This window comes from Legionella clemsonensis, assembly GCF_002240035.1.
Taxonomy (GTDB): Bacteria; Pseudomonadota; Gammaproteobacteria; order Legionellales; family Legionellaceae; genus Tatlockia; species Tatlockia clemsonensis.
Map to the genome: position 1 here is coordinate 1,723,330 of NZ_CP016397.1, position 24,910 is coordinate 1,748,239.

The following is a 24,910-nucleotide window of genomic DNA, read 5'->3' on the forward strand; positions in this document are numbered from 1 at the left end:
TTATCCTTATCTCTTGCAAAATCTATACCATCTTTATCTCGACTTTAGCGAATTCCCCAAATCCCCGCGGCGAAGACCGCGAGGCCCATCACTGAACTATGAACAAGAAATGGATCAGTTGCTCCATCTGTTGTCATTGGCAGCTTAAGACCTGATGTGGTAACTAGTTTAAGCAAAAGCTGTAGTATAATTTGAAATCGAAGTGGCCCCGCGGTCTTCGCCGCGGGGATTCGGGAACCGGAGAAGTTCGCTAAAGTCGAGTTTATCTAATTTATTTATAAAGGCACTTTCTAAAGAATAAGTTCTATTTTGTTAAAAATTATTACGCGGATGTAAAACTCAATACTTCATTTTCCAGTGCATGATAGGCTCATTTGGAATACACAAGCTCAGGATGAACTTATGCTAACTTTCTTTCAGTCAAAAGCAAAAATAAGTGAAGAGAGGATTAGTGCCTTAATTTCAAAAAGCTTAAAATATATTGAACATCAGCAAATCCTCTCAAACCTCATTATGCAAAAGCAATGGGCTTTCCAAAACCAGCTTTCTCATTCCCAAAATACCTTCGAAAAAAACGCCATCTTACGATGCTATGCCCTTTTTGCCCAAACACTCTTAAGTTGTATTCAAACGCCACAAAACATTAAGGAACTCATTGAGAATTATTATCAATCTTCTGATTATTGTCCTGTTGGACAGGAAGATAGCCATCCCTATACGTTATTTGATGAGGTAAATAATGTTCTTTTAAAAACCGGATTGACTGTCTTTGTTTTCAGCTTTATTACTCTTCCTTTTAGTGTACCGATTGGTTTGATTATACTCGGAGTATCTCTATCTATCACGCTACCAACTGCATTTTATGCCCTGGTAGAAATCATTCCTAATCAAGCAAAAATTAAAAATGAGGAAAAGGCTCTGTTTACTCAACTTTACTCCTGCTTAAACTCAGAGAAAGTAGCCAGTCCCATGGATAGTTATGCCACTCAGCCTGCAAACGCTTAATTCAGTGTCTCGTTGCTTGTCCAGTCTCGCAGCTATGTCATGGTATTTCCCTGCATACGCAAGAAATTGATGGCTATTTCCTTAAGTTTTTTGTTCTGAAATTAAAAATTTCGGAATATCGCCCTTCCCTCATGAAAACTTGCTCCATTTAGGCTATCATTACGTTTTTTTTTAACTCAATGGAGTTGGTATCTATGAAAGTGGGTCAAGACAGCCTTTCAACGGAATCACAATTATCCGTAGATGGTAAGACATATCATTACTTCAGTCTTAAAGACGCTGAGAAAAAACATTTTCCAGGAATTAATCGTTTACCGTATTCATTGAAAGTGTTGTTCGAAAATTTACTGCGCTTTGAAGACGGCACAACAGTTACTACAGATAACATTAAAGCAATTGCTCAATGGCTAGAAACAAGAACGTCACAACATGAAATTGCCTATCGACCTGCAAGAGTTCTTATGCAAGATTTCACTGGCGTTCCTGCTGTTGTAGATTTAGCAGCAATGCGTGATGCCCTGGCCAAATTGGGCGGCGATCCTCAACATATTTCTCCATTATCTCCTGTGGACTTAGTCATTGATCACTCTGTTATGGTGGATAAATTTGCAAGCCCGGATGCTCTCGAGGTGAATACAGCCATTGAAGTGAAGCGCAATAAAGAGCGCTATGAGTTTTTACGCTGGGGACAAAAAGCATTTGCAAACTTTCAGGTGGTTCCTCCAGGCACTGGTATTTGTCATCAAGTCAATTTGGAATACCTGGGGAAAACAGTCTGGTCTTGTCAAGAGGGTGATAAACTTTACGCTTACCCTGATACTTTAGTCGGTACAGATTCTCATACTACAATGATTAATGGCCTTGGTGTGCTTGGATGGGGAGTCGGTGGTATCGAAGCAGAAGCGGCCATGTTGGGACAACCTGTATCCATGTTAATTCCAGAAGTCATCGGCTTCAAATTAACCGGTAAGCTAAGGGAAGGTATCACAGCAACTGATTTAGTCTTAACGGTGACCCAAATGCTTCGTCAAAAGGGAGTAGTAGGTAAATTTGTTGAGTTCTATGGCCCTGGCCTTGCTGATTTGCCACTCGCCGATCGGGCAACTATCTCTAATATGGCTCCGGAATATGGCGCTACCTGTGGATTTTTTCCAGTTGATAAAGAGACATTGCGCTATTTAGAACTGACTGGTCGCGATTCACATACTATTGCACTCGTAGAAGCCTACTGTAAAGCACAGGGCCTATGGTATGACAAAGACACTGAAGATCCTGTTTTTACCGATGTTTTAAGCCTTGATTTAACTACGGTTGAACCTTCTCTTGCTGGCCCCAAAAGACCACAGGATAAAGTAACTTTAACATCACTTCCTGAGGCTTTCTGCACTTTTATGAAAGAAGTTGGCAAGACTCTTGAGCAAGAAATAAAATATCCGGTAGTAGGCCATGATTACAAAATGCAGCACGGTGACATCGTTATTGCAGCAATAACCAGTTGCACCAATACATCTAATCCCAGTGTACTTATGGCAGCTGGATTAGTCGCCAAAAAAGCAGTGGAAAAAGGCTTAAAACGCAAGCCCTGGGTTAAATCTTCTCTTGCTCCTGGCTCTAAAGTAGTTACGGACTATTTAAAACATGCCGGCTTACAAAAATATTTAGATCAATTAGGTTTTAATCTTGTCGGTTATGGTTGTACTACGTGTATTGGTAACTCGGGTCCATTGCCTGATCCCATTGCAGAGTGCGTCAATAACAATGACCTTGTGGTATGCTCTGTTCTTTCTGGTAACCGTAATTTTGAAGGTAGAGTTCATCCACAGGTTCGCGCTAACTGGTTAGCCTCCCCACCGTTGGTTGTGGCCTACGCGTTATGTGGTACCGCCTGTATTGATTTAAGTAAAGACCCTATCGGCCAAGAGGCAAATGGTAATAACATTTACCTAAAAGATATATGGCCATCAAATGAGGAAGTCGCTGCAGAAGTTGCCAAAGTCAATGGAGCTATGTTTCGCAAGGAATACGCTGAGGTATTTAAGGGGGATGAACATTGGCAAGCCATTCAAACAGGTAGCGGTTCGACCTATAATTGGAACGCTGAGTCTACTTACATTCAGCACCCGCCTTTCTTTGAAAATTTATCAAAAACTCCTGCCCCAATTAAACCTATTAAGAAAGCCTACGTATTGGCTCTTCTCGGTGATTCGATAACAACTGATCATATCTCTCCTGCTGGTTCAATTAAAGCAAGCTCGCCTGCTGGCTTATATTTAAAATCTAAAGGGGTGAGTGAAGCTGATTTCAACTCTTATGGTTCCAGACGAGGTAATCATGAAGTGATGATGCGTGGCACTTTTGCTAACATCCGCATTCGTAATGAAATAACGCCCGGTATTGAAGGTGGTATTACGCGTCATATTCCATCTAATGAAATTATGTCCATCTATGATGCCTCAATGCTCTATCAAAAAGAGAATCATCATTTGGTGGTGATAGCTGGTAAAGAATACGGTACTGGTTCTTCCCGTGACTGGGCAGCCAAAGGAACCAATTTATTAGGTGTTAAGGCTGTTATCACCGAGAGTTTTGAACGCATTCATCGTTCAAACTTAATTGGCATGGGTGTATTGCCATTACAATTCCAGGAAGGTACCAATCGCTTAACACTGGGTCTGGATGGCACTGAGCGAATTAGCATTGATATTGATGATTCATTAAAGCCTGGCGCCAAATTGCCTATGCTTATCGAGCGTTGGGATGGTACGCAGGAAACTGTTGAGGTTCTTTGTCGCATTGATACAAACAATGAGCTCGATTACTACCGACATGGCGGTATCCTGCAGTACGTACTGCGAAATTTAATGTAATCATTTAAGGTCTCCTGAGACTGAATCAGGAGACCTTAACATTCACCTTCTTTTTTCTTGACATCCACTAAGGATTTCACATGCGTCCTAAAAAGGTTTTATCGGTTTTTTCATTGGTAATGATTAATGTCATTGCAGTTGATAGCTTACGTACACTCCCCATAAGCGCAAAACTGGGATTACCTTTAGTAGCCTATTATGTCGTTGCTGCATTTACTTTTTTTATCCCAGTCGCTTTGGTTGCTGCAGAATTAGCAACGGCTTATCCAAATACCGGTGGATTGTACGTCTGGGTTCGTGAAGCATTTGGGCGACGTGCGGGCTTTATCACTATATGGCTGCAATGGATTTATAATGTCGTTTGGTATCCTACAATTCTGGCATTTATAGCCGCCACACTGTCTTATCTTTTTGCACCTCAATTAGCCAACAATAAATTCTATCTGCTAGGGACAACGCTAAGTCTATTTTGGATATTTACCTTGTTAAACTGTTTTGGCATGAAAATCTCAAGCATCGTCAGCGCTATCGGTGCTACATTGGGAACTATTCTGCCTATGGTTGGCATCAGTATTTTAGGTGTGCTATGGCTCATGCAAGGACGTCCGTTGGCTGTAGAGACCCCTTCCACCTGGTTGCCAGATTTTAGTTCTATTGGTAATTTATCGCTTTTTTCTGCTGTGTTATTTGGATTGTTGGGTATGGAAATGTCTGCTGTGCATGCAGAAGAGGTTAAGAATCCGCAACGAGATTATCCGCGTGCCATTTTATATTCAGCTCTTCTCATCTTTGCCACCTTAGTATTGGGCTCTTTAGCTATTGTCATTGTAGTTCCAAATCAACAGTTAAGCGTAGTCTCCGGCTTAATTGATGCCTATGCTGTATTTTTTAACGCTTATAATATGCCCAATATGACGGCCGTAATTGCTCTTCTTATTATTCTTGGAGGATTAAGTGGCGTTTCGGCATGGATTATAGGTCCAACAAAAGGTTTATTGGTTTCTGCACAAGATGGCTCCTTACCCGAAGTGTTCTCCAAAGTAAATCGCTATGGGGCTCCCGTAGCAATTTTAATTACTCAAGGTATTATTTTTTCTCTGTTGAGTTCAGTATTTATTTTATTCGATTCTATTAATGCAGCTTACTGGATTTTAAGCGATTTAAGTGCGCAGATGGCTTTATTGGTCTACGTGTTTATGTTTTCCGCAGCGATTAAATTGCGTTATAGCAAACCTGACCAGCCTCGCAGTTATAAAGTACCTGGAGGGAATGCAATGATGTGGTTGGTTGCTGGTATTGGCACATTGTGTTGCCTTATAGCAATGTTAATAGGTTTTGTACCGCCTACTCAAATTCCTATTAGTAATGTTTTCTTCTTCGAAGCTTTTTTAATTGGGGGTTTATTTTTATTCGTTGTTTTACCTTGGTGGTTCGCCAAAAAACATGAAGAAGTCTTTGACAAAACTCATCCTGATCATTATGTGGATTGAAGGATGGTCTGAAAGAGGACTCTGGTACTTATTTGCCTGAGCAACTTCTTTATTATCACCCAGGTATTGGTGAATCTTAAAAATTTAATTAAGAATTGATCCACCAGAAAAATTTACTTTTATCGAATTCAGGGTTCCTCACATTTTACAGTAGGGTTAAAATCCTTCAGGTAGAGACATTAAACTGGCATTACCGCCAGCTGCTGTAGTATCTACTGTATAAGTTCGTTCATGACACAGACGTAATAAATAGTAGGGGCCACCGGCTTTAGGACCAGTTCCTGATAACCCTTCTCCACCAAAGGGTTGTAATCCAACTACAGCGCCAATCATATTGCGATTAACGTAGCAATTCCCAACATGAACACGATCACGAATGTATTCCACTGTCTGATTGATTCGGCTGTGAATTCCCAAGGTTAGCCCATAGCCAGTACCATTAATTTGCTCGATTACATTATCCAACGCCTTACGCTTGTAGCTAATCACATGCAACACAGGCCCAAAAACTTCCCTTTTTAAGGCAGACATGTCTTTAAGAGCGATGACGGTAGGTGGCATAAAATAACCTTTATCACAATCTTCAGGCAATTCACATTGATAAATAATTTCATGTTCCTGTTGCATCGCATGAACATGTGCCTTTAAACCAGCCAGAGCATCATTATCGATAACCGGTCCAATATCTGTAGATAACCAACGGGGATCGCCTATTTGCAATTCAGCCATCGCTCCTTTTAACAGCTCAATCATGCGTGGATAAACTTCTTCTTGCACAAACAGTACACGTAAGGCTGAGCAGCGTTGACCAGCGCTTCCAAACGCAGAGGTAATTACATCCACTGTAACTTGTTCCAATAAAGCAGATGAGTCCACAATCATTGCATTCTGACCACCCGTTTCAGCAATTAAAGGAATAATTTCACCACCACGAGTCGCCAATGTTTTATTAATACTTGCTGCAGTTTGTGTTGAACCAGTAAATATAACCCCTTTGATGCGGTGGTCAGCAACTAAGGCGGCACCAATCACTTCACCACTGCCAGGCAATACTTGCACTACGTCAACAGGAATACCTGCTTCATGCATTAATTCCACGGCAAAAGTAGCAATGATAGAGGTTTGCTCTGCTGGTTTTGCAATAACACAATTCCCGGTTACCAAAGCAGCAACTACCTGGTCTGTAAAAATCGCTAAAGGAAAATTCCAGGGACTGATACAGGCAATTACTCCTCGGGCATGAAGACTTAACTCATTAAGTTCTCCGGTGTAGCCATGCAAACGCATTGGCTTTGCCATTAATTTCTTAGCCATCATGGTATAATAACGACAGAAATCAATAGCTTCACGCACCTCTGCAATACCATCATTCCACGTTTTTCCTGCTTCCAGACAAGTCATAGCGAGTAATTCAGGAGTATGTGCTTCCAAAAGCTCAGCAAAACGTTCAATGCAGGCAGCTCGCTCATTGACTGGCATGCATCTCCATGCAGAGAATGCTTGTTGAGCCTTGGTTAATGCCCAGTTTAAATCTTCTGCAGTTGCATTATTAACACGACCAATAGGATGATGAAAATTTTGCGGTGAAGTAACACTTCTATCGACTTCTCCTCCTTGTTTACCTGCTAAAAGTGGTTTAGCGTGCCAACGAGAAAAATCCATTGCTGCATACAATTGCTGTAACTTGGCGACAGCCTCTCTATCAGTAAAATCAATGCCACTTGAATTTTTTCGCTCTGGTAGAAAAATAGAGGCAGGTAAAGGAATATTTTGATTAATTTTTCCTAAAAGATGATTCGCTTTACTGACAGGATCTTCAACTAATGAACTAATGGGTGCATTTTCATCAACAATACGATTAACAAACGAAGAGTTAGCCCCATTTTCCAAAAGCCGGCGAACCAGGTAAGGCAACAAATCTTCATGACTACCTACTGGAGCATAAATACGACAAGGAATTCCCAGACGATTGGCTGGTACAATCTGCTCATAAAGCTCCTTTCCCATCCCGTGTAAACATTGAAATTCAAAATCTTTGTAGTCCCCTACCAAATTTAAAACCATAGCAACAGAATAGGCGTTATGTGTTGCAAAGGCTGGATAAATTGCATCGGTCATTGTTAATAGCTTTTTAGCACAAGCCTGAAAAGAAACATCCGTAAATACCTTACGTGTGAAAACAGGATATTCAGGCATTCCCTGCATCTGTGCTTTTTTAATTTCGCTGTCCCAGTAAGCTCCTTTTATCAGGCGAACCATCATACGACGCTGCTTGCTTCTTGCCAGGTCAGCTATCCAGTCCAGCAGATAAAATGCTCTTTTTTGATAAGATTGCACAGCCATTCCAAAACCATGCCAGCCATGCAAACTATCGTCCAGAAATACACGCTCGATAATGTCTAAAGAGAGTTCTAAACGCTCTGATTCTTCGGCATCAACAGTGAGTGCAATATCATATTTTTTAGCCAGTTGAGCCAACTCCAAGAGTTTAGGAGGTAATTCAGCCATTACTCGTTCATGTTGGGATTCCTGATATCGAGGAAATAAAGCAGAAAGTTTGATTGAGATACCTGGTCGCTGGTAAATAGTGGCATTTTTATCAACATTTAAACCAATTGCTTCAATTGCATTCTGATAGGCAATAAAATAGCGCTTGGCATCAGCAGCAGTGAGTGCTGCTTCGCCCAGCATATCATAAGAATAGCGATAACCTTTTGCCTCTTTCTTCTTGGCTCGTGATAACGCCTCATGAATTGTACGACCTGTAACAAATTGTTTACTCATGATACGCATCGCAGTATCAACAGCTTTACGCACCACACCTTCACCACTACGATTAAGTACTTTAAATAAAGCTTTACTTAAAACAGTATCCGCTTTTTCAGGAGTTAAAACTTTTCCTGTTAACATGAGTGCCCAGGTAGTAGCATTTACAAAAAATGACTCACTCTGACCACGGTGCGCCTTCCAGTCAGCACTGGTTAATTTGTCTTTAATTAAACTATCAACCGTTGCATTATCAGGTACACGCAGTAAGGCTTCAGCAAGACACATCAAAGCAATTCCCTCATCACTCGAGAGCGAGTACTCTGTTAAAAAGGAATCAATACCGGTGCTTTTCTTTCGTTCTGCTCGGACTTGTTCAACCAATCCTGTTGCCTTTTGGCGGATTGCAGTTACCTGTCTACTATCTAGTGCAGCCTTTTCAATAAGTTCACTCATCAATGTCAACTCATCCATTCGATAAGCTTTATTGATAAGCGCCCGAGAGCCTTGCGGAGGTTGAATAGAATACCGCTCAAGCATGTTTTTCTCCAATTGTAGCAGGTCAAAAATATCAGGGATAATAATGCAGAATAAGATGAATTAAAATCTATTTACTCTAAATTACTTCGATTTATATTGCTTAAATTTAGCTCAATTTAAGCCTTTCGTTTAAACATTGAGGGAAGAAAACAGATCTATTTATGGCAAATTAGCTTCTATTTTAGCCAACAAAGTGAGCAAATTTAATCACTTGTAGATCAAATTAAATTCTTATTGATTAATTTTGAATCAGATGTTAAACTATAGCCCTCCTTTAAGCCTCTGAATTGACTAAAGTTTCCCCCTTATGTATAAACAGTACCCTTGTAATTTTACATTTGTCTCAGTTGTAAATATAATCACCAATTTTTTGAGACCCTTATTCATGCGTTTTATCAAGAAAAAAGGAGTGTTATGAACACCATATTAAACTTTATTTCTGCAGCTTTTTTATCAACAAGCATGACTCAGACACCACCCCCAGCCAAAACTGGATTTGATATTAACACGGAGGTGCAACACCTTAGTCAAAAAGCGCCACAACTTAACAAAAACGTATTAAAGTTGGCACTTACTGCTTATAAGAAAGCTGCAGATAAAGGTGCCGTTAAAAAACCTGTTCTTACTGTAATAGACTATTCATTACCTTCTAACAAACAACGTATGTGGGTTTTTGATGTTCGTAGAGAGCGTCTTTTATACAATACCTATGTCGCTCACGGCAGAAATTCAGGCGATAGAGTTCCTCATCACTTCTCCAATAGACCCTCAAGCAAAGAAAGCAGCCTGGGAACCTATATCACGCGTAACACTTACATCGGCTCAAAAGGCTATTCTCTTAACTTACAAGGATTAGAGCGTGGATTTAACGATAATGCCTATAATAGGCGTGTAGTTATCCATGGTGCATGGTACGTAGAACCCGATTTTATCAAAAAATCAGGCCGTGCCGGACGAAGCTGGGGTTGCCCTTCTATTGCAAAAACTTTGGCTAAACCAGTCATTAATACCATCAAAAACGGCTCAGTGGTTTTTGCATACTACCCTGACCGATACTATTTATCGCATTCAGGCTATATAAGTGTATAAATAATAAAGCCAGGGCTGATACCCTGGCTTCGCAGTCTCCAATCAAGATATCCTATCTTGATATCATCCTTGACTATCACATTCCTATGATTGCAAATCCCTTTGAAAAGACCTCAAATCCGTTGAAGTCATACTTAAAATTTAGCAACTGGTGCTTTACTCTGCAAGAGTGTTTATTTAAAGAACCAACCATTATTTTTTAACCATTTTTTAAAAATTAAGTTAAATTCAATAGGTTATGTTGTATTGTAAGCCAAGGAATGCTCGGAAGATAGAGATCTCTTGTTCTACTTTGAGAAATTTCTTGGGTGGTCATGAGAAAAACACTATACGAATCTTCACTCAGGATCTAAGGAATGGGTCGAAAACGACCCAACCTACTCATTTTTGTGACGATTTCTCAGACTCAGTATGATAGGATTTTCACCAAATATCGTCATTCTATAAATTGTGTTTGAAAATTTCTATTTTGTTTAATCAATGTTTCCAAGCTGCCTCTTTCTTTTCCTTATAATCTTCAAATGCCTTAATTAAACCAAGCAGCACTTCAGCGCTGGTTTCAAACATGGCCTTACATTGAGGTTCATCTATTTTATTAATATCTTCACGAAGATGGTCAACTTGCTCTTGAAAACGCTGTTGCATTTTATCGACATGAGGTATAGGACTTTCAGTGTTCATGGCAGCCTCCTATATAAATTATTCCTTTATAGAATTATGGACTAGGATTGAACCGGCATGAGATTGTACAATGGAAACTACTGCTGGAGTGTATCGAGCAACCATTGATATTGTTTCAATTTTCACAATTACCCCTAAAACTTGCTTGCTAAAGTCAGTAATTATGATAGTTTAGATGCACTTAATTTTTCCTTTGAGATAATTATGAGTCAGCAACCAGAAAGCGTGAAAAAAGATAAATTGCAGATCATCGACTGGCTGATTGAACATTTTCCCAATGCTTTTTTTAAAAAGGGTAACCAAGTCAAACCCTTACAAATTGGTATTTTTGATGAAATTATCGATTTTTATGAACGCTTGGATACTCCTCCTTTCAGTAAAAAAGCGTTAAGAGAAGCACTAAGCTATTACAGCTCATCACCTGCCTATTTAAATTGTCAAAAACCCAATGTAGCTCGCGTCGATCTCTTTGGCAATGAGGTTGATGTTGTTACTGAAGAGCAAGCAAAATATGCTCATCAGCGTTATCAACAACGTTATGCAAGCCAAAAAGGTCATGGCTTGAAGCAAGAGACTAAATAATTAACTGCCACAGAATCATCTAATGTTGCCGCTTTGCTCCAGGGATTATAACTCATACCTGTGAGCTCGGTAAGTTCCATACCTGATTGTCGTATGAGGGCTAGAAGCTCGCTTGGCTTAATAAACTTATTAAACTCATGCGTTTGTCTGGGTAATAAGCCCAAAAGGTATTCAGCAGCCAAAATGACAGTCGTATAAGCTTTAAATGTTCGGTTAATCGTGGAGAGGAAAAGCATTCCGCCAGGTTTAAGTAACCGTGCGCAGTGGGTAATAATTGCTTGTGGATCAGGAACATGCTCCAGCATTTCCATGCACGTGATAATATCGAAACCTGGGTGCTCATAGTCTTCTATTGGACAACAAAGATAGTCAATTTTCAATTGATGAGAGACCGCATGAGATTTAGCAGCTTCCAATGCTTCTTCCGACAAATCGAGTCCTGTAACCTGGGCACCTTCACTGGCCATAGCTTCTGATAAAATTCCACCACCACAACCTACATCAAGAACACGTTTTTTATCTAAAGAACAATTTTTCTTAATAAATTCAAGACGTACAGGATTGATATCATGCAGGGTTTTTAATGGCCCATCTTTGTCCCACCAATGGGATGCATGTTGTGAAAATTTTGCAATCTCTTGCAGGTCAACAGTTGGTTTTATTTTCATAATTAAGCAAGTCCAGCGGTTTAAAAAATTCCAGCACTTGTGGATTATTAATAAAACTAAGATTGTAAGGATGTTCAGCAATTAAGCAAGAAGAAAACTTTGTTTGAGGTACTTCTTTGGCAATATTGCCAAATAAAAGCAATTTTAACGAAGGGTTATAAATAGCCAGTTGATCTAATAAACTATTCATGAAAGGTTTCCACTGCCGGGCATGTCTACGTATTCCATCATTGCTAAAAACCAGGGAAGCATTTAACAACAGAAACCCTCTGTTGACTAATGTCTTAAAAAAATCATTTGCTGTTTGACAAAAATGAGTTTTATCCAATTGTGCAATGGCCTTCTGTGATAAATCCCTTTGCAAATCCCCACGAGCAACAAGTAGCATTTTTATCCAGTTTCTGAATGATGTTGCTCGATTTACTTCCTTGCTAAGCCCTGTATCGCTCCACAGATTCTGAACAGCAGCATCCCAAAATGCATAACCGTTTGCAGATTGGGGACGAGGATAGGGAGATTCCCCCAATAAGAGATAATTTGTTTTTTCAAGAGGTATACTAAATGCGGCAAGTAAATTATCAATACCTGGCAACCAGTTTTTATCCAGCTCAAGTTGTATTAGGTAACTTTCATCCACCTCTTGTAATGCTTCCCTTAGCATAGAATGCCATTGTGGGTGAGTATTTTTTATTAAAGAATCGATTCGTTTAGTCATCATTTTTAAATCTGTTATTGCGAGTAATTCTAGTAAACCAATAAAATACTAGCACAATTGAGGGATCGTGAGCATAAAAATAATCTCTGGTTTAGAACAACCTGATTATCGTAGACTTATCTCATCTTTTCTTAAGAATTAAAAACTAGAATATTCGCTGTAAAAATAATAAAATGGCACTACTATGACAAAAACAAAATTAACTAGCGATAGTCTTCATAATAAAAACTGCTTTCTCTATTTAAGAAATTTAAAATTAACTGATACAGTCTTGGTTCATTTTTCTCCATCACTGGCCAATAAGCTTAAGAATATCCGAGCACAGTCTGAATATAACTGCAATTTTGCCTACGCTGATGTTTACACCGATTTTTTTACCGAAGTCGAAGGTAACATTGAAGCGATCTATGACAAACCAAGAAGTGAGAGCCTTTTAAAAACAGATGCTAAAGTCAATGATTATGATGATTTTGTCTTTTCCGTGTATCACAATGACAATACTATTCTTGAAGAAACATTTAAAGCCATCAAAGCGATTCCACTCAATCATACTTTGACCGATACTGAAATCCAAAAATCAATTTCCAGCGCCCTCGCAGATAAAGGAAACAAAGTTAACAAGCGCACATTGTCCCCAGCTGAAGCGGGTTCAATGCTAGGCAGATTTACAGCAATGATTGCTGATGATTTTAAACCTCAGCACACAACCAGTCTTGCGACTGTTCGCAAATATAATTACATCAGTAAGGCACCACAATTTTATCCGCAGGAATACCGTTTTGGTACCCAAGCACAACGTGCTCAAGGCATAGAGCGAGTGAGTCCTTTTTTTGAAAGATGGTTGCAAGTAAAGCATGAAAGAGCAAATGATAAATCAAAAATTCTCCACATTTATTTTAATAATCTAGGGCTTGACAGAACTGATACAGAGGGCAAAAAAGAACGTGCATTAACCAAAGCGCTTCATAAACTTGAAGATAATCATCCCAATATTGTGGTCATTACTCTCCCTGCAGACAAAGGTTTAATGTCCGGGACCCAATACCGAAAAACTAAAGATCGCATCAGTGCAATCGCAATTTATGATGAATTTCTTAAAATTGCACAACAGAACCCTGATGCCGAATCAGAAGTTAGAGATTTTTATATTAGTGACAAAGCACGACAACTTATTTTCAGGGATGAATTTGATAACTACAATGATATAGAAGAAAAAAAGCAACTTGAGCAATTATTAAAGAATAGCTTTAAAGCCTTAGGGTTTGAAAATAAATCCTTATTATCAAGCGCACAGAGGCAAGCCCTATGGTTTCATTTTATAAAATTCGAATTAACTAATCATGTTATTCAAAAGCTTCAACCGGAAAGTATTAATTTTTCATGCAAGGATGCTATTGACCGCGGTGGTGTTTCCTCTGCCTATTTCAATTTATTGAAGTCTTTTAAAACAGACACACCGATGAATCGAGAAGAATTTGAATGCGCGCTACATGCCGCACCGGCCATGGTTAAAGCACGTGGAATGAATCACCACTTGAAGACTCTTTGGAATGCAGTAGATGCTTACATTAATGCCCACTATGAAGATTTACAAAATAATAAAGACAAAGCCTGGCTTATAGAATGGCGTGATTATAACTGCCCTCATAGTCGCATTCATGATTTACTAGACTTAAGGGTTGAACAAAGCATAAGAGAACTTCTTGCAGCCAAATCCAATCATAAGAATAATCATTATTCCGATGAAACTGCGATTGATGTGAGTCTACGTATCCTAGAGCAAATCAGGTTACAAAAAAATATGGGTTGTAGCGGCAAACGCTTGTTACTTGAAGCAGCAGTTCGCACAACAGGGGTTACTTTAAATCCGGATACAGCAAATCTTAAAACCTATGAAGTATTGGCTGATAAACTTGCCATTCATTCACCTACCCTGCAAAAGCTGGCAGGAATTATGAAAATGCTTGCTGGTATTATTTTATATCCCCTCTCATTGGGACATTCAAAAGCGTGGATAAATTCGGGAATAGCAACCTATAAAGCCGGCGTTGAATCCAGTCAACGAAAGGAAATTCAACACGCTATGAAAGAAAAACTTCATTCTTTAAAAGAGAATTCAGACCCTGAAGAATCAATTGAAACGGATGCACAAGCATTTCATTAAATAATCCATGACAGTTATGTAGTCGCTATTTTTTCCGCAATTAGTATAGGTCTGAATGAGGATAGCGCTGATTTATTTTGAATAAGTAATAATTTGCTCTGTGGATAATTGACAGGCTTACAACTGCTACAATGTTGCTAAGGCTTTATTTTTCCGCTAATGTCATAAGCTTTGTAAATGGATTATAAATATGGACCATGCTTTAGAAGGATTGCTATCTTACCTTTATGCTGAAGAAAAGCACATGGTAGAGCAGTTACATCAATTTTGCGCTATCAATTCAGGGACTGAGAATTTGCCAGGTCTTGCCGTTATGTCAGAGGTGTTGGAAGCAGCATTTACCCCCCTGGCCGATGACATACAACGCTATTCACCACCTATGATTACCACTATCAATATGAAAGGCGAATCCATCAGCCAGCGTTGCGGGGATATTCTTTTCATTCGTAAGCGACCTCAACTTAAGCGCCGTATTCTCTTATGTGGACACATGGATACTGTTTTTGCGGCCGCTAATCCTTTTCAACATCTAACCTATATTAATAAAAATCATTTAAATGGTCCGGGCGTTGCTGATATGAAGGGCGGACTTATCATTATACTTCATGCCCTCACTGCGTTTGAAAAGCTAGGCATTGCCAACCAATTGGGCTGGGATGTAGTCATTAATGCTGATGAAGAAATAGGCTCACCAGCCTCCAGTACTTTCTTTGATGAAATTGCCATGAATTATCAGGCAGCTTTACTCTATGAGCCAGCGATGGATCCGGAAGGCACCTTAGCGAAAAATCGTCGGGGAAGCGGTAAATTAACACTTATCGCCACAGGAAAAACAGCCCATGCCGGAAGATCCTTTTACAAAGGAAGAAATGCAATTAGTTATTTGGCTGAGGCTATTGTTGCCATTCATGCTCTTAACGGTCTTCGCGAAGACGTTACCGTCAATGTAGGTAAAATTGCAGGAGGAGAGGCCTTAAATGTAGTGCCTGACAAAGCAGTGGCCAAATTAGATATTCGTATTGCAAAACCTGAAGATGAGCAATGGGTAAGAAATCAACTGAATACCATCATCACTAAACTGAAGCGTGAAGATTATTCAATAACTATTCAAGGCAGCTTTGGACGACCTGTAAAGCGCATTTGTCCTGCCACTGAAAAATTATTTTCTCGTATACAGCAGGTAGGACGTTTGCTTAATTTAGTGATTAACTGGGAAGATAGTGGTGGCTGCTGTGATGGTAACAATCTTGCTCACCATGGATTAGCAGTTATTGATACTCTGGGCGTTCGAGGAGGAAATATTCATAGTCCTGATGAATATATTTTACTGGACAGTCTAATCGAACGGACAGCGCTTAGCGCTCTTTTATTACAGAATTTAGCTCAGGGTGGGCTTGAGGAACTACACCCATGATGTTATTTCGCAGCATTCGTGAATCTGATTTGCAGGCCATTCATCAGCTGGCTGAACATAGTGGCATCGGCATGACAACTCTTCCTAAAGATAAAGAAGTACTGCAGAAAAGACTTACATGGGCCTGCTCCTCCTTTCAAAAAATGGTAAACCAACCAGTAAGTGAATATTATTTATTTGTGCTTGAAGACCCTGCAACAGGGAAAATAGTTGGTACTTCAGCAATAGAGGCAGCTATCGGCTATGAAATGCCTTTTTACTCTTATAAAATTTTAAAAAGAACACGTATTTGTTATTCACTTAATATTCGAAGTGATTATGATGTATTAAGTTTGGTTAATGATAATCAAGGGCGTAGCGAAATTTGTACACTTTTTCTCGAGCCTGAATATCGGCACAGCAATAATGGATTGCTTCTTTCTCGAGCAAGATTTTTATTTATGGCCAACTATCCCAATCGCTTTGCCTCTACAGTAATTGCTGAAATGCGTGGGATATCTGATGAGGAAGGACATTCTCCCTTTTGGGATAATGTAGGGCGTCATTTTTTTCATATGCCTTTTCCAGAGGCTGATCGTTTAACAATTTCAACCAATAAGCAATTCATTGCGGATTTAATGCCAAGAAACCCTCTTTACGTCAAGCTACTCGCACCAGAGGCACAGGCTGTAATCGGTAAACCCCATCAATCCACAGTTCCGGCAATGAATATCCTTATGAGAGAAGGATTTCGCTATAATTCCTATATTGATATTTTTGATGCTGGCCCTACCATTGAAGCACCACGTCAGCAAATTCGAACCATTGCCAGCAGTCAAGTAATGACCGTTAAAAACATTAGTGATGAGGTAAGCTCCAAGCGATTTTTATTAGCCAATACCAGACTGGATTTTCGCGCTACTATTAGCCAGGCAGTTTTTAATGCACAACAAAGCTCTTGTATTCTCAGTAAGGAAACAGCAGAACTGTTAGCTGTCAAACAAGGTGACTGTGTGCGCCTGGCTCCATTGAAAATTGAGGAACCAACTATTTACAGTGAGTCAAAGAATGAGAACAAGCCATCAAAGTAATACTGCAATTCATTATATCGGCGGCAACTGGATGCAGGGGAAAGGAGAGGTTTTTTATTCCAAAAATCCCGCTGATGGCAGTATTGTCTGGCAGGGAAATCACGCCACTGCCGAAGAAATTACGGCGGCTTGTGAAGCAGCTCATATAGCACTGCCAAGCTGGGCCTCCTTAAGTGTTTCAGCCCGAGCAGCTTATCTGCAAAATTTTGCCAAAGAAGTGAGTGCCAGGCAGCAAGAATTGGCTTATTTGATTGCTTTGGAGACCGGAAAACCATTATGGGAAGCAAAAACGGAGGTAAATTCTGTTATTGCCAAGATTAATTTATCAATGGAAGCTTATCAGGAGCGCACCAGTGAAAAATGCTTTAATACAGCTGACGCGCAAGCCTATCTTCGCTACAAGCCTCACGGCGTCGTCGCTGTTCTGGGCGCCTTCAATTTTCCCGCACATTTAAGCAATGGTCATATAGTGCCTGCTCTTTTAGCCGGAAATACCATTCTTTATAAACCTAGTGAATTAGCCCCTGCTGTGGCCCAATTTATTACTCAGTGCTGGCATGAAAGCGGTTTGCCTCAAGGTGTCATCAATTGTATTCAGGGAGGAATTCATTCCAGCAAAACCCTATTATCAGCTGATATTCAAGGCGTTTATTTTACCGGGAGCTATAAAGCGGGTAAATCTATTCATCAGTATTTTAGCGGGCGCCCTGATGTCATACTGGCACTTGAAATGGGCGGAAACAACCCATTAATCATTGATAAAGTGACTACTATCGATGCTGCAGTTTATCAAACTTTATTATCGACAATGATTACCACCGGACAACGCTGCACCTGTGCAAGACGCCTTTTTATTCCCAATAATACCAGTGGAGATAAATTTTTATCACGGCTTATTCAAGCTTGTGAGCAACTAAAGATAGCGCCTTTTACACATAAACCAGAACCTTTTATGGGCCCTGTAATTGACTATGAGCATGCACTTAATCATTTAAAAGCTCAGGAACATTTGATTAAATTAGGTGGTAGACCTTTACTTAAAATGGCTTTGATGGAAGAGAATACCGGCTTTCTCTCACCTGGTCTTATTGATATGACTGGCATTGCTGAAGTACCTGATGAAGAAATTTTTGCGCCAATAAGTCAAATTTACAGGTATGAAACGTTTGATGAAGCATTGGTTATGGCAAATCACACGCGCTATGGCTTATCCGCTGGCTTGCTGAGCGACAGCAAAAAAAATTACCAAAAATTTTATCATACTATTCGTGCGGGCTTAATTAATTGGAATCGACCTACTACAGGAGCAGCCAGCAGTCTTCCTTTTGGTGGGATTGGCTGCAGCGGGAACCATCGTCCCAGCGCTTATTTCGCAGCAGATTACTGTGCTTATCCCATTGCAAGTTTAGAACAATCAGAATTAACCTCACCGTCGCAATTGCTACCTGGAATTCAATTGGAATAACAACATGGCTGTTTTTGAATTAAATATGGATGGATTAGTGGGGCCAACTCATCATTATGCGGGGCTGGCAGCAGGCAATTTGGCATCAACAAACAATGCCTTAAGTTTCTCAAACCCGCAAGCCGCCGCACTTCAAGGGCTTGCTAAAATGCGTTTATTGCATAAATTAGGGCTAAAGCAAGCCGTATTGCCTCCTCATCAACGGCCTAATTTGCAGTTACTTTATCAACTTGGCTTCAGTGGAAATGCTGCTCAACAAATCACAAAGGCACATCAAACTGCCCCTGAACTACTTAGCGCTTGTTATTCTGCCTCAAGTATGTGGACTGCCAATGCCGCGACAGTATCTGCAAGTCTTGATACATCCGATAGCCGCGTTCATTTCACAGCAGCAAATTTAATTGGCAATTTACATCGTCATCAAGAGGCTGATTTTTCCAGTGATTTGTTAAAATATCTATTCGCAAATGAGCAATACTTCCAGCATCATCCCTTATTACCCAGAAGTTATACTACCGGGGATGAGGGTGCAGCCAATCACAATCGACTTTGCAAAAGCCACAATAATCCAGGAATTACTCTTTTTGTCTACGGCAAAAAAGGATTGACCAAGACTACTCTTGAAGGACCGATGAGGTATCCGGCCAGACAAACTCTGGAAGCGTCACAGGCAATTGCTCGAGCCCATTTATTAGCCCCAGAGCGAGTTATTTTTGCTTGTCAAAATCCTCTAGTCATTGATCAAGGAGTATTTCACAATGATGTAATTGGGGTTGCCAATGAATCTGTATTATTAATTCATGAGGAGGCTTGGCTTAAACAAGCCAGTATTTTACAAGAACTCCAAAGAAAAGCGGATTTTTCTGTGACTATAATAGAAATTAAACAGGAACAACTGACTGTCGCTGAAGCAGTGAATACTTATCTTTTTAATTCACAATTAGTCACATTACCAAGCACAGGCAATCAAATTCAGATGGCTTTAATTGCACCCATTGAGTGTCAAATCAATGAACGCGCCAAATCCGTCATTGATAATCTTATTGCAGATAATTCGAATCCTATTGTTGCCGTACATTTTCTGGATTTAAAACAAAGCATGCGAAATGGAGGTGGTCCTGCATGCCTTCGTTTACGTGTGCCTTTAAATCACTCCGAGCTTCAAGCCATGCATCAAGGTGTTTTAATTACTGAAACACTATTAATCGAATTGGAGGCTTGGGTTAAGCGCCACTATCGTTTTCAATTACATGCGAATGATTTGGCAGATCCCTTATTTATTAATGAAAATTTAACGGCTTTGGATGAATTAACTCAGATTTTGGCCTTGGGTTCTATTTATCCTTTTCAATGTGAGACCAGTCTCTGATGTGGAAAACGCTTTGGGGTGCTTGTGTTCATGAATCGACCAGCGGCATACGTGTTTACCAAAATTTTTTATTCCGTTGGCTAAAATTCAAAGGCACTACTCTCCAAACACTTTTAAATCGATATTTTCCGCATCGTCCTGGCCTGTACTATGTAAACTCTCTTACTTTATTTGTGCGCTTAAGTCCAGGCAGTTGCTGCATGCTTGGGCTCGGTGGTGCTGGCGTTGCTCATGCCCTTTCTCCGTTTCATCAGGTGAAACTTACAGCGGTGGAATACGATGGCGAAGTCATTAATATTGCAAAACAGTTCTTCAGGGTTAATGAGCTTAGCAACCTGGAAATTATTCATGGAGACGCTCAAGCATTCGCGATGCAGACGAATAAACAATTTCAACATGTCCTTGTGGATCTGTTTACCCATGATGTTTTTCCATCTCAATGTAATACCGAAGAATTTTTCTATCATTGCAAACGAATGTTAACCACAAACGGTATTCTCGCTGTTAACTTGGCTAATCGCAGCGAACAATGGCCTATATTTCAACTCATCCGGAAAAATTTCCACAATTCTACTTTGGCCGTTTCAGTTAAAAAATCAGCAAATATTATTATCTTTGCCACAAAGCATAAGTCAGCAAATTATTTAATAGACGTGCTTAAACAACATAAACAACTCAAGAATCTTTTTTGGGATGAGAAATGGGGATGTGTTGCAGAATTAAAACATTAAATATTCGCGATTAATTAAGCTTATCCGTGAAAAAGGTAATTATTAATACTATAGTAAAATTACCAATCACCGATTTAAAAGCATTTTATGAATAAATCCCTCAAGCAGAAAAACTTAAAAAAAGACAAACAAGAGAAAAAAATTTCGCCCCAAAAATTGACTGACGTCAGTGGTGGAAGATTTACTCCAGGAGGTAGACTACCTGGTCAAGGTAGTTCCTAACGCTGATGTAGTCTCTTGTTGCAATAGGACAGTCAAGTTTGCCCAGGGTGTTAGGGTCGAAAGCGACCCCAACTAAACCATGCGTACTGCTACTATTAGAGTAGGAGCCTGTCTTCTATCTAACGTGATTAAGCGAAGACAGTTATTTTCCCAATACTCACCTGTCCAGGAATTAAACTTCCATCAAATCCTTTTCTTTTTCAACCAACAGAGCATCAACCTCTGCGATGTATTTATCGGTTAATTTTTGAATCACCTCACTCGCACGACGCTCATCATCTTCCGAGATTTCCTTTGCTTTAACCAAGTCTTTAAGATGGTTATTGGCATCACGACGGATATTCCGAATAGCAACTCGTCCTTGCTCACCTTCTCCTCTTACCACGCGAATCATTTCTTTACGGCGCTCTTCAGTCAGAGGAGGCATGGGAACACGAATCGCATTTCCAGCTGTTGCCGGATTTAATCCTAAATCAGAGGTTAAAATTGCCTTCTCCACAGCCGCAACGATTGACTTTTCCCATGGAGTAACCAATAAGGTACGAGAGTCACTAACGGTAATATTAGCGACCTGGTTCAAAGGCGTAGAGTTACCATAATAGTCGACTTGAACATGATCCAAAAGACTAGGATTAGCACGACCCGTGCGAATTTTAGTTAAATCATTTTGTAGTGTTTCGACTGTTTTCTTCATACGCTTTTCAGCGTCCTGCTTGATATCATTGATCATGGTTTGCTCCTACTATGGTTCCAACCCGTTCACCGAGAACTATTTTCTTCAGCGCATTTGGAGCTGCCATATCAAACACCTGAAGCGGCATTCCGTGATCCTGGCATAAACAAATGGCCGTCGAATCCATTACCTCCAATCCTTCTCGTAACACTTGCTTGTAAGTTAAATAATCATAACGAACCGCATCAGGGTTTTTAAGAGGATCTGCCGAATAGATTCCATCAACTTTTGTTGCTTTTAATACAACATCAGCACCTACCTCGATTGCTCTTAAACAGGCTGCAGAATCGGTAGTAAAAAATGGATTGCCTGTACCCGCCGCAAAAATGACCACATGACCATTACGTAGATGAGTGATGGCCTTGCGTCGATGATAGGGATCTACAATTCCCAATATGGGAATCGCAGACATGATACGTGCAGGCAAATCAATACGCTCTAAAGCATCACGTAAAGCCAAAGCATTCATTACTGTCGCAAGCATACCCATGTGATCGCCTGTTACGCGCCCGAGACCAGCCTCCGATAACGCCTTACCGCGAAACAAATTACCACCACCAATGACTATGCCGACTTCAACTTCCATACGAATTAGTTCGGCAACATCTTTGGCCATACGGTCAAGAATTGATGGATCAATACCAAATTGTACTTTCCCCATCAATGCTTCACCACTGTACTTTAGCAAAATGCGCTTATATTTTAATTGCGACTGACTGGAATTCATCATTACTCACGAACCTGAGCCATTACTTCTTCAACAAAATTATCCTCTTTTTTCTCAATCCCTTCACCGACTTCAAAGCGAGTAAAGGAAATCACTTCAGCATTTTTTTCCTTTAACAATTGACCCACTTTTTTATTAGGATCTTTAACATATGGCTGACCTAAAAGACTAACTTCATCAACAAACTTATTGATACGGCCTTCGATCATTTTATCAATAATTTCCTGTGGCTTACCGCTTTCACGAGCCTGAGCAGTAAAAATTTCCCGCTCATTTTCAATTGCCTCAGCAGAAACTTGATCACGATTAACAACCATAGGACGGCTGGCAGCAATATGCATAGCGATATCTTTTGCAAGCGCCTCATCACCATTTTTCATATTGACGAGAACACCAATGCGGCTACCATGCAGATAATGACCAATTACACCATCAGAAGACATTCTTTCAATACGACGCAACTTAATATTTTCACCAATTTTGGCAACAAGCTCTTGTCTTGCCTGTTCGACGGTCAGATTGCTACCCAACATGGTTTGATTGGATAATTCTTCAATATTGGCAGCCGAAGAAGTCAGTGCAGTTTCGCTAACTTTCGTTGCAAAGTTTGTAAAATTCTCATCACGAGCAACGAAATCAGTTTCGCTGTTAATTTCAAGCATTACTGCTGAACGACTATCCGCAGAGCGAGCAATAACAATAACACCTTCTGCGGCGACACGATCGGCTTTTTTATCTGCTTTAGCTTGACCAGCTTTACGCATTTCAACAATTGCCTGTTCGATATCACCGTTAGTTGCGATCAGAAATTTTTTACACTCCATCATTCCCGCACCAGTACGCTCTCTTAATTGCATTACTAATGAAGCACTAATTGACATAATCCACCCCTCCACATAACAAAAAGGGGGTACGTCAATAAATCAACGCCCCCCTCTCTTTTAAAAGTTAATTATTCATCTGCTGCTTTTTCTACTTCTTTATTATTTGTAGGCACTTCAACGAATTCAGCATCCGATGCTACGCCCCCTACAGTATTACCTTGCTTGGCATCAAGAATCGCATCCGCAATACAGCGCACATAAATTTCTATAGCACGCATAGAATCATCATTGCCTGGAATCACATAATCTACGTTATCAGGACTATTGTTTGTATCAACAATACCAATAACAGGGATTTTCAAGCGGCGAGCTTCCTCGACTGCGATATGCTCAAATCCAACATCGACCACAAAAAGAGCATCAGGCAAACCGCCCATATCTTCAATACCGCCCAATCCTCGCTCCAGTTTTTCCAATTCGCGGGTGAGCATTAATGCTTCTTTCTTAATCATCATCTCAAATGCGCCTTTTTCACGCATTTCTTTTAATTCTTTGAGACGAAAAATAGATTGACGTACTGTTTTCCAGTTAGTCAACATACCGCCTAACCAACGATGATCAACATAAGGCATACCACAGCGCCTAGCATGCTCACGAATACTCTCCTGTGCTGCTCGCTTGGTACCTACGAAAAGAATTTTTGCTTTATTTGATGCTAAACGACCGACATAGTTAACTACATCATTTAGCATTGGTAGCGTTTTTTCCAGATTGATAATGTGAATTTTATTTCTGGAACCAAAAATATAAGGGGCCATTTTTGGATTCCAAAAACGGGTTCTATGGCCAAAATGAGCCCCCGCTTCTAGCAGTTCACGCATACTAACGTTCATATATTTCTCCAGGGTTAAGCCTCCACACTTCCCATGCGGTACCCTATCGGGACCCCACCGCATGTGACGAAGCGTGTGTGTCGTTAAAAGCGCCGTATTTATACCATAACCCAGCACAATCATCAACTTCATTGACTTTAATTCATTTTTTTTTATCATTATTATTCTGATTTTGAGGAAAAAATAAAAATCAGTGTCTATAATCGTTGCTGAGGAGTTTTTAATAATAACTTTAACTAAGGATAGTAAAATGAAAAAAATATCGCTAGTTGCATTGGTTTTATCTTTTGCTTTAGGACAATCAGCATTTGCTGCTCCTGCAAATGATACGTCTACTTCAAATCAAACCACATCCACTACTTCTTCCATGTCTTCAGACAATGGCTCATGTCCCTGTCCTGGTAAGCGCATGCAAGAAATGATGGATTCTTTGAATTTAGACGCTTCACAGCAGGCAAAAATCAAAGCGATTAAGGATCAACTGAAGCAAAGCCAACAATCAAATTGGGAACAAATGAAATCCATTCGCTCTCAAATTCATGATTTGATTGCAGCAGATACTTTGGATAATTCCAAGTTAAATAGCTTGATTAGCCAAAAGAAAGAACTGCTAGGCGAAATGATGAAAGCGAAAATTTCTGCTAAGCAACAAATTTATAGTGTTCTTAATGCAGATCAAAAGTCACAATTCAAACAACTGATGAAGCAATGGGAAGAAAAGCGCATGAATCATAAATGCTAATACTCTTCTTATAAGCCAATAGCCCTGGGCGAAACAACTGGATACCCCGGGCTACGGCTTTATCTTCCTCCAGCCAAGTGCTGCCAAATCTAAAGACCATTACCTACCCTTCATCATTTAAATTTTCTTTTATAATTAATAGAATCCCGTCAT

21 protein-coding genes are annotated in these 24,910 nt (G+C 40.0%); 13 read left to right on the forward strand and 8 right to left on the reverse strand.

The genetic code is table 11. The annotated features are described in order from the left end of the window. The first annotated feature begins 402 nt into the window (after positions 1-402). From clem_RS07455 to clem_RS07465, 3 genes are all read left to right on the forward strand, one after another. On the forward strand, positions 403-1,005 hold the full coding sequence (locus tag clem_RS07455; protein ID WP_094091060.1) for a lpg1689 family Dot/Icm T4SS effector: 603 nt from the start codon (positions 403-405) through the stop codon (positions 1,003-1,005). Positions 1,006-1,199: 194 nt separating this feature from the next. After that, entirely contained in the window at positions 1,200-3,872 is a 2,673-nt protein-coding gene (gene acnA, locus clem_RS07460; protein WP_094091061.1) for an aconitate hydratase AcnA, read from the forward strand. Positions 3,873-3,952: 80 nt separating this feature from the next. Then, positions 3,953-5,362, forward strand: coding sequence for an APC family permease (locus clem_RS07465; protein WP_094091062.1), 1,410 nt, complete (start codon positions 3,953-3,955; stop codon positions 5,360-5,362). A 156-nt stretch (positions 5,363-5,518) separates the two neighbouring features. Here clem_RS07465 and putA read toward each other — a convergent pair whose 3' ends face one another. Then, the gene (gene putA, locus clem_RS07470) at positions 5,519-8,668 is read right to left on the reverse strand and encodes a bifunctional proline dehydrogenase/L-glutamate gamma-semialdehyde dehydrogenase PutA (RefSeq protein ID WP_198333074.1); all 3,150 of its coding nucleotides are present in this window, start codon (positions 8,666-8,668) and stop codon (positions 5,519-5,521) included. 414 nt (positions 8,669-9,082) lie between these two features. Between putA and clem_RS07475 the strand changes: the two genes are divergently transcribed. After that, on the forward strand, positions 9,083-9,757 hold the full coding sequence (locus tag clem_RS07475; RefSeq protein WP_094091064.1) for a murein L,D-transpeptidase catalytic domain family protein: 675 nt from the start codon (positions 9,083-9,085) through the stop codon (positions 9,755-9,757). 477 nt (positions 9,758-10,234) lie between these two features. Here clem_RS07475 and clem_RS07480 read toward each other — a convergent pair whose 3' ends face one another. Then, entirely contained in the window at positions 10,235-10,438 is a 204-nt protein-coding gene (locus tag clem_RS07480; protein ID WP_094091065.1) for a hypothetical protein, read from the reverse strand. Between the two features lie 204 nt (positions 10,439-10,642). Between clem_RS07480 and clem_RS07485 the strand changes: the two genes are divergently transcribed. After that, complete coding sequence (locus clem_RS07485) at positions 10,643-11,020, forward strand: ProQ/FINO family protein (RefSeq protein ID WP_198333076.1); 378 nt, start codon at positions 10,643-10,645, stop codon at positions 11,018-11,020. On the opposite strand, the gene ubiG is transcribed toward clem_RS07485, so the two are convergent. Continuing rightward, on the reverse strand, positions 10,993-11,691 hold the full coding sequence (ubiG, locus tag clem_RS07490) for a bifunctional 2-polyprenyl-6-hydroxyphenol methylase/3-demethylubiquinol 3-O-methyltransferase UbiG (protein WP_094092306.1): 699 nt from the start codon (positions 11,689-11,691) through the stop codon (positions 10,993-10,995). The genes clem_RS07485 and ubiG overlap by 28 nt on opposite strands. Then, positions 11,666-12,406, reverse strand: a complete 741-nt coding sequence (locus tag clem_RS07495; protein WP_232505428.1) for a uracil-DNA glycosylase family protein — start codon at positions 12,404-12,406, stop codon at positions 11,666-11,668. Before clem_RS07495 ends, ubiG begins: the two co-directional genes overlap by 26 nt. Positions 12,407-12,587: 181 nt before the next feature. Here clem_RS07495 and clem_RS07500 point away from each other — a divergent pair, with 181 nt between their 5' ends. The 7 genes from clem_RS07500 to clem_RS15300 all read left to right on the forward strand — a co-directional run bounded on the left by clem_RS07500 (position 12,588) and on the right by clem_RS15300 (position 20,838). Next, a complete protein-coding gene (locus tag clem_RS07500; RefSeq protein ID WP_094091066.1) occupies positions 12,588-14,567 on the forward strand; it encodes a hypothetical protein in 1,980 nt (659 codons plus the stop codon). Positions 14,568-14,757: 190 nt separating this feature from the next. Continuing rightward, positions 14,758-15,981 carry a hydrolase gene (locus clem_RS07505; protein ID WP_094091067.1) on the forward strand — a complete coding sequence of 408 codons (1,224 nt, stop codon included), beginning with the start codon at positions 14,758-14,760 and terminating at the stop codon, positions 15,979-15,981. Further along, entirely contained in the window at positions 15,978-17,051 is a 1,074-nt protein-coding gene (astA, locus tag clem_RS07510) for an arginine N-succinyltransferase (RefSeq protein ID WP_094091068.1), read from the forward strand. The genes clem_RS07505 and astA overlap by 4 nt, the downstream gene beginning before the upstream one ends. Next, positions 17,029-18,516 carry a succinylglutamate-semialdehyde dehydrogenase gene (astD, locus tag clem_RS07515; protein WP_094091069.1) on the forward strand — a complete coding sequence of 496 codons (1,488 nt, stop codon included), beginning with the start codon at positions 17,029-17,031 and terminating at the stop codon, positions 18,514-18,516. Before astA ends, astD begins: the two co-directional genes overlap by 23 nt. Positions 18,517-18,520: 4 nt before the next feature. Continuing rightward, a complete protein-coding gene (gene astB / locus clem_RS07520) occupies positions 18,521-19,885 on the forward strand; it encodes an N-succinylarginine dihydrolase (protein ID WP_094091070.1) in 1,365 nt (454 codons plus the stop codon). Further along, positions 19,885-20,616 carry a spermidine synthase gene (locus clem_RS07525; RefSeq protein WP_094091071.1) on the forward strand — a complete coding sequence of 244 codons (732 nt, stop codon included), beginning with the start codon at positions 19,885-19,887 and terminating at the stop codon, positions 20,614-20,616. Before astB ends, clem_RS07525 begins: the two co-directional genes overlap by 1 nt. Before the next feature lie 87 nt (positions 20,617-20,703). Then, positions 20,704-20,838: a hypothetical protein gene (locus clem_RS15300; RefSeq protein ID WP_269766781.1), complete on the forward strand. Its 135-nt coding sequence runs from the start codon at positions 20,704-20,706 to the stop codon at positions 20,836-20,838. Between the two features lie 172 nt (positions 20,839-21,010). On the opposite strand, the gene frr is transcribed toward clem_RS15300, so the two are convergent. From frr to rpsB, 4 genes are all read right to left on the reverse strand, one after another. Further along, entirely contained in the window at positions 21,011-21,568 is a 558-nt protein-coding gene (gene frr / locus clem_RS07530; RefSeq protein ID WP_094091072.1) for a ribosome recycling factor, read from the reverse strand. Continuing rightward, a complete protein-coding gene (gene pyrH, locus clem_RS07535) occupies positions 21,558-22,301 on the reverse strand; it encodes a UMP kinase (protein WP_094091073.1) in 744 nt (247 codons plus the stop codon). Before pyrH ends, frr begins: the two co-directional genes overlap by 11 nt. Continuing rightward, positions 22,301-23,182: a translation elongation factor Ts gene (gene tsf, locus clem_RS07540; RefSeq protein ID WP_094092309.1), complete on the reverse strand. Its 882-nt coding sequence runs from the start codon at positions 23,180-23,182 to the stop codon at positions 22,301-22,303. Before tsf ends, pyrH begins: the two co-directional genes overlap by 1 nt. Positions 23,183-23,250: 68 nt before the next feature. Further along, positions 23,251-24,015 (reverse strand): 30S ribosomal protein S2, encoded by a 765-nt coding sequence (gene rpsB, locus clem_RS07545; protein ID WP_094091074.1) that lies wholly within the window; start codon positions 24,013-24,015, stop codon positions 23,251-23,253. Positions 24,016-24,265: 250 nt separating this feature from the next. Here rpsB and clem_RS07550 point away from each other — a divergent pair, with 250 nt between their 5' ends. After that, positions 24,266-24,757: a Spy/CpxP family protein refolding chaperone gene (locus clem_RS07550; protein ID WP_094091075.1), complete on the forward strand. Its 492-nt coding sequence runs from the start codon at positions 24,266-24,268 to the stop codon at positions 24,755-24,757. The last annotated feature ends 153 nt before the right edge of the window (positions 24,758-24,910 follow it).

What these genes read in the sequence shown, in the direction of transcription:
- clem_RS07550 (WP_094091075.1), top strand. Translation starts at nt 24,266, where the DNA reads ATGAAAAAAATATCGCTAGTTGCATTGGTTTTATCTTTTGCTTTAGGA.
- putA (WP_198333074.1), bottom strand. Translation starts at nt 8,668, where the DNA reads ATGCTTGAGCGGTATTCTATTCAACCTCCGCAAGGCTCTCGGGCGCTT.
- clem_RS07525 (WP_094091071.1), top strand. Translation starts at nt 19,885, where the DNA reads ATGTGGAAAACGCTTTGGGGTGCTTGTGTTCATGAATCGACCAGCGGC.
- frr (WP_094091072.1), bottom strand. Translation starts at nt 21,568, where the DNA reads ATGATCAATGATATCAAGCAGGACGCTGAAAAGCGTATGAAGAAAACA.
- clem_RS07495 (WP_232505428.1), bottom strand. Translation starts at nt 12,406, where the DNA reads ATGATGACTAAACGAATCGATTCTTTAATAAAAAATACTCACCCACAA.
- clem_RS07500 (WP_094091066.1), top strand. Translation starts at nt 12,588, where the DNA reads ATGACAAAAACAAAATTAACTAGCGATAGTCTTCATAATAAAAACTGC.
- astA (WP_094091068.1), top strand. Translation starts at nt 15,978, where the DNA reads ATGATGTTATTTCGCAGCATTCGTGAATCTGATTTGCAGGCCATTCAT.
- acnA (WP_094091061.1), top strand. Translation starts at nt 1,200, where the DNA reads ATGAAAGTGGGTCAAGACAGCCTTTCAACGGAATCACAATTATCCGTA.
- astD (WP_094091069.1), top strand. Translation starts at nt 17,029, where the DNA reads ATGAGAACAAGCCATCAAAGTAATACTGCAATTCATTATATCGGCGGC.
- rpsB (WP_094091074.1), bottom strand. Translation starts at nt 24,015, where the DNA reads ATGAACGTTAGTATGCGTGAACTGCTAGAAGCGGGGGCTCATTTTGGC.
- clem_RS15300 (WP_269766781.1), top strand. Translation starts at nt 20,704, where the DNA reads ATGAATAAATCCCTCAAGCAGAAAAACTTAAAAAAAGACAAACAAGAG.
- pyrH (WP_094091073.1), bottom strand. Translation starts at nt 22,301, where the DNA reads ATGATGAATTCCAGTCAGTCGCAATTAAAATATAAGCGCATTTTGCTA.
- clem_RS07505 (WP_094091067.1), top strand. Translation starts at nt 14,758, where the DNA reads ATGGACCATGCTTTAGAAGGATTGCTATCTTACCTTTATGCTGAAGAA.
- astB (WP_094091070.1), top strand. Translation starts at nt 18,521, where the DNA reads ATGGCTGTTTTTGAATTAAATATGGATGGATTAGTGGGGCCAACTCAT.
- clem_RS07455 (WP_094091060.1), top strand. Translation starts at nt 403, where the DNA reads ATGCTAACTTTCTTTCAGTCAAAAGCAAAAATAAGTGAAGAGAGGATT.
- clem_RS07475 (WP_094091064.1), top strand. Translation starts at nt 9,083, where the DNA reads ATGAACACCATATTAAACTTTATTTCTGCAGCTTTTTTATCAACAAGC.
- clem_RS07465 (WP_094091062.1), top strand. Translation starts at nt 3,953, where the DNA reads ATGCGTCCTAAAAAGGTTTTATCGGTTTTTTCATTGGTAATGATTAAT.
- clem_RS07485 (WP_198333076.1), top strand. Translation starts at nt 10,643, where the DNA reads ATGAGTCAGCAACCAGAAAGCGTGAAAAAAGATAAATTGCAGATCATC.
- clem_RS07480 (WP_094091065.1), bottom strand. Translation starts at nt 10,438, where the DNA reads ATGAACACTGAAAGTCCTATACCTCATGTCGATAAAATGCAACAGCGT.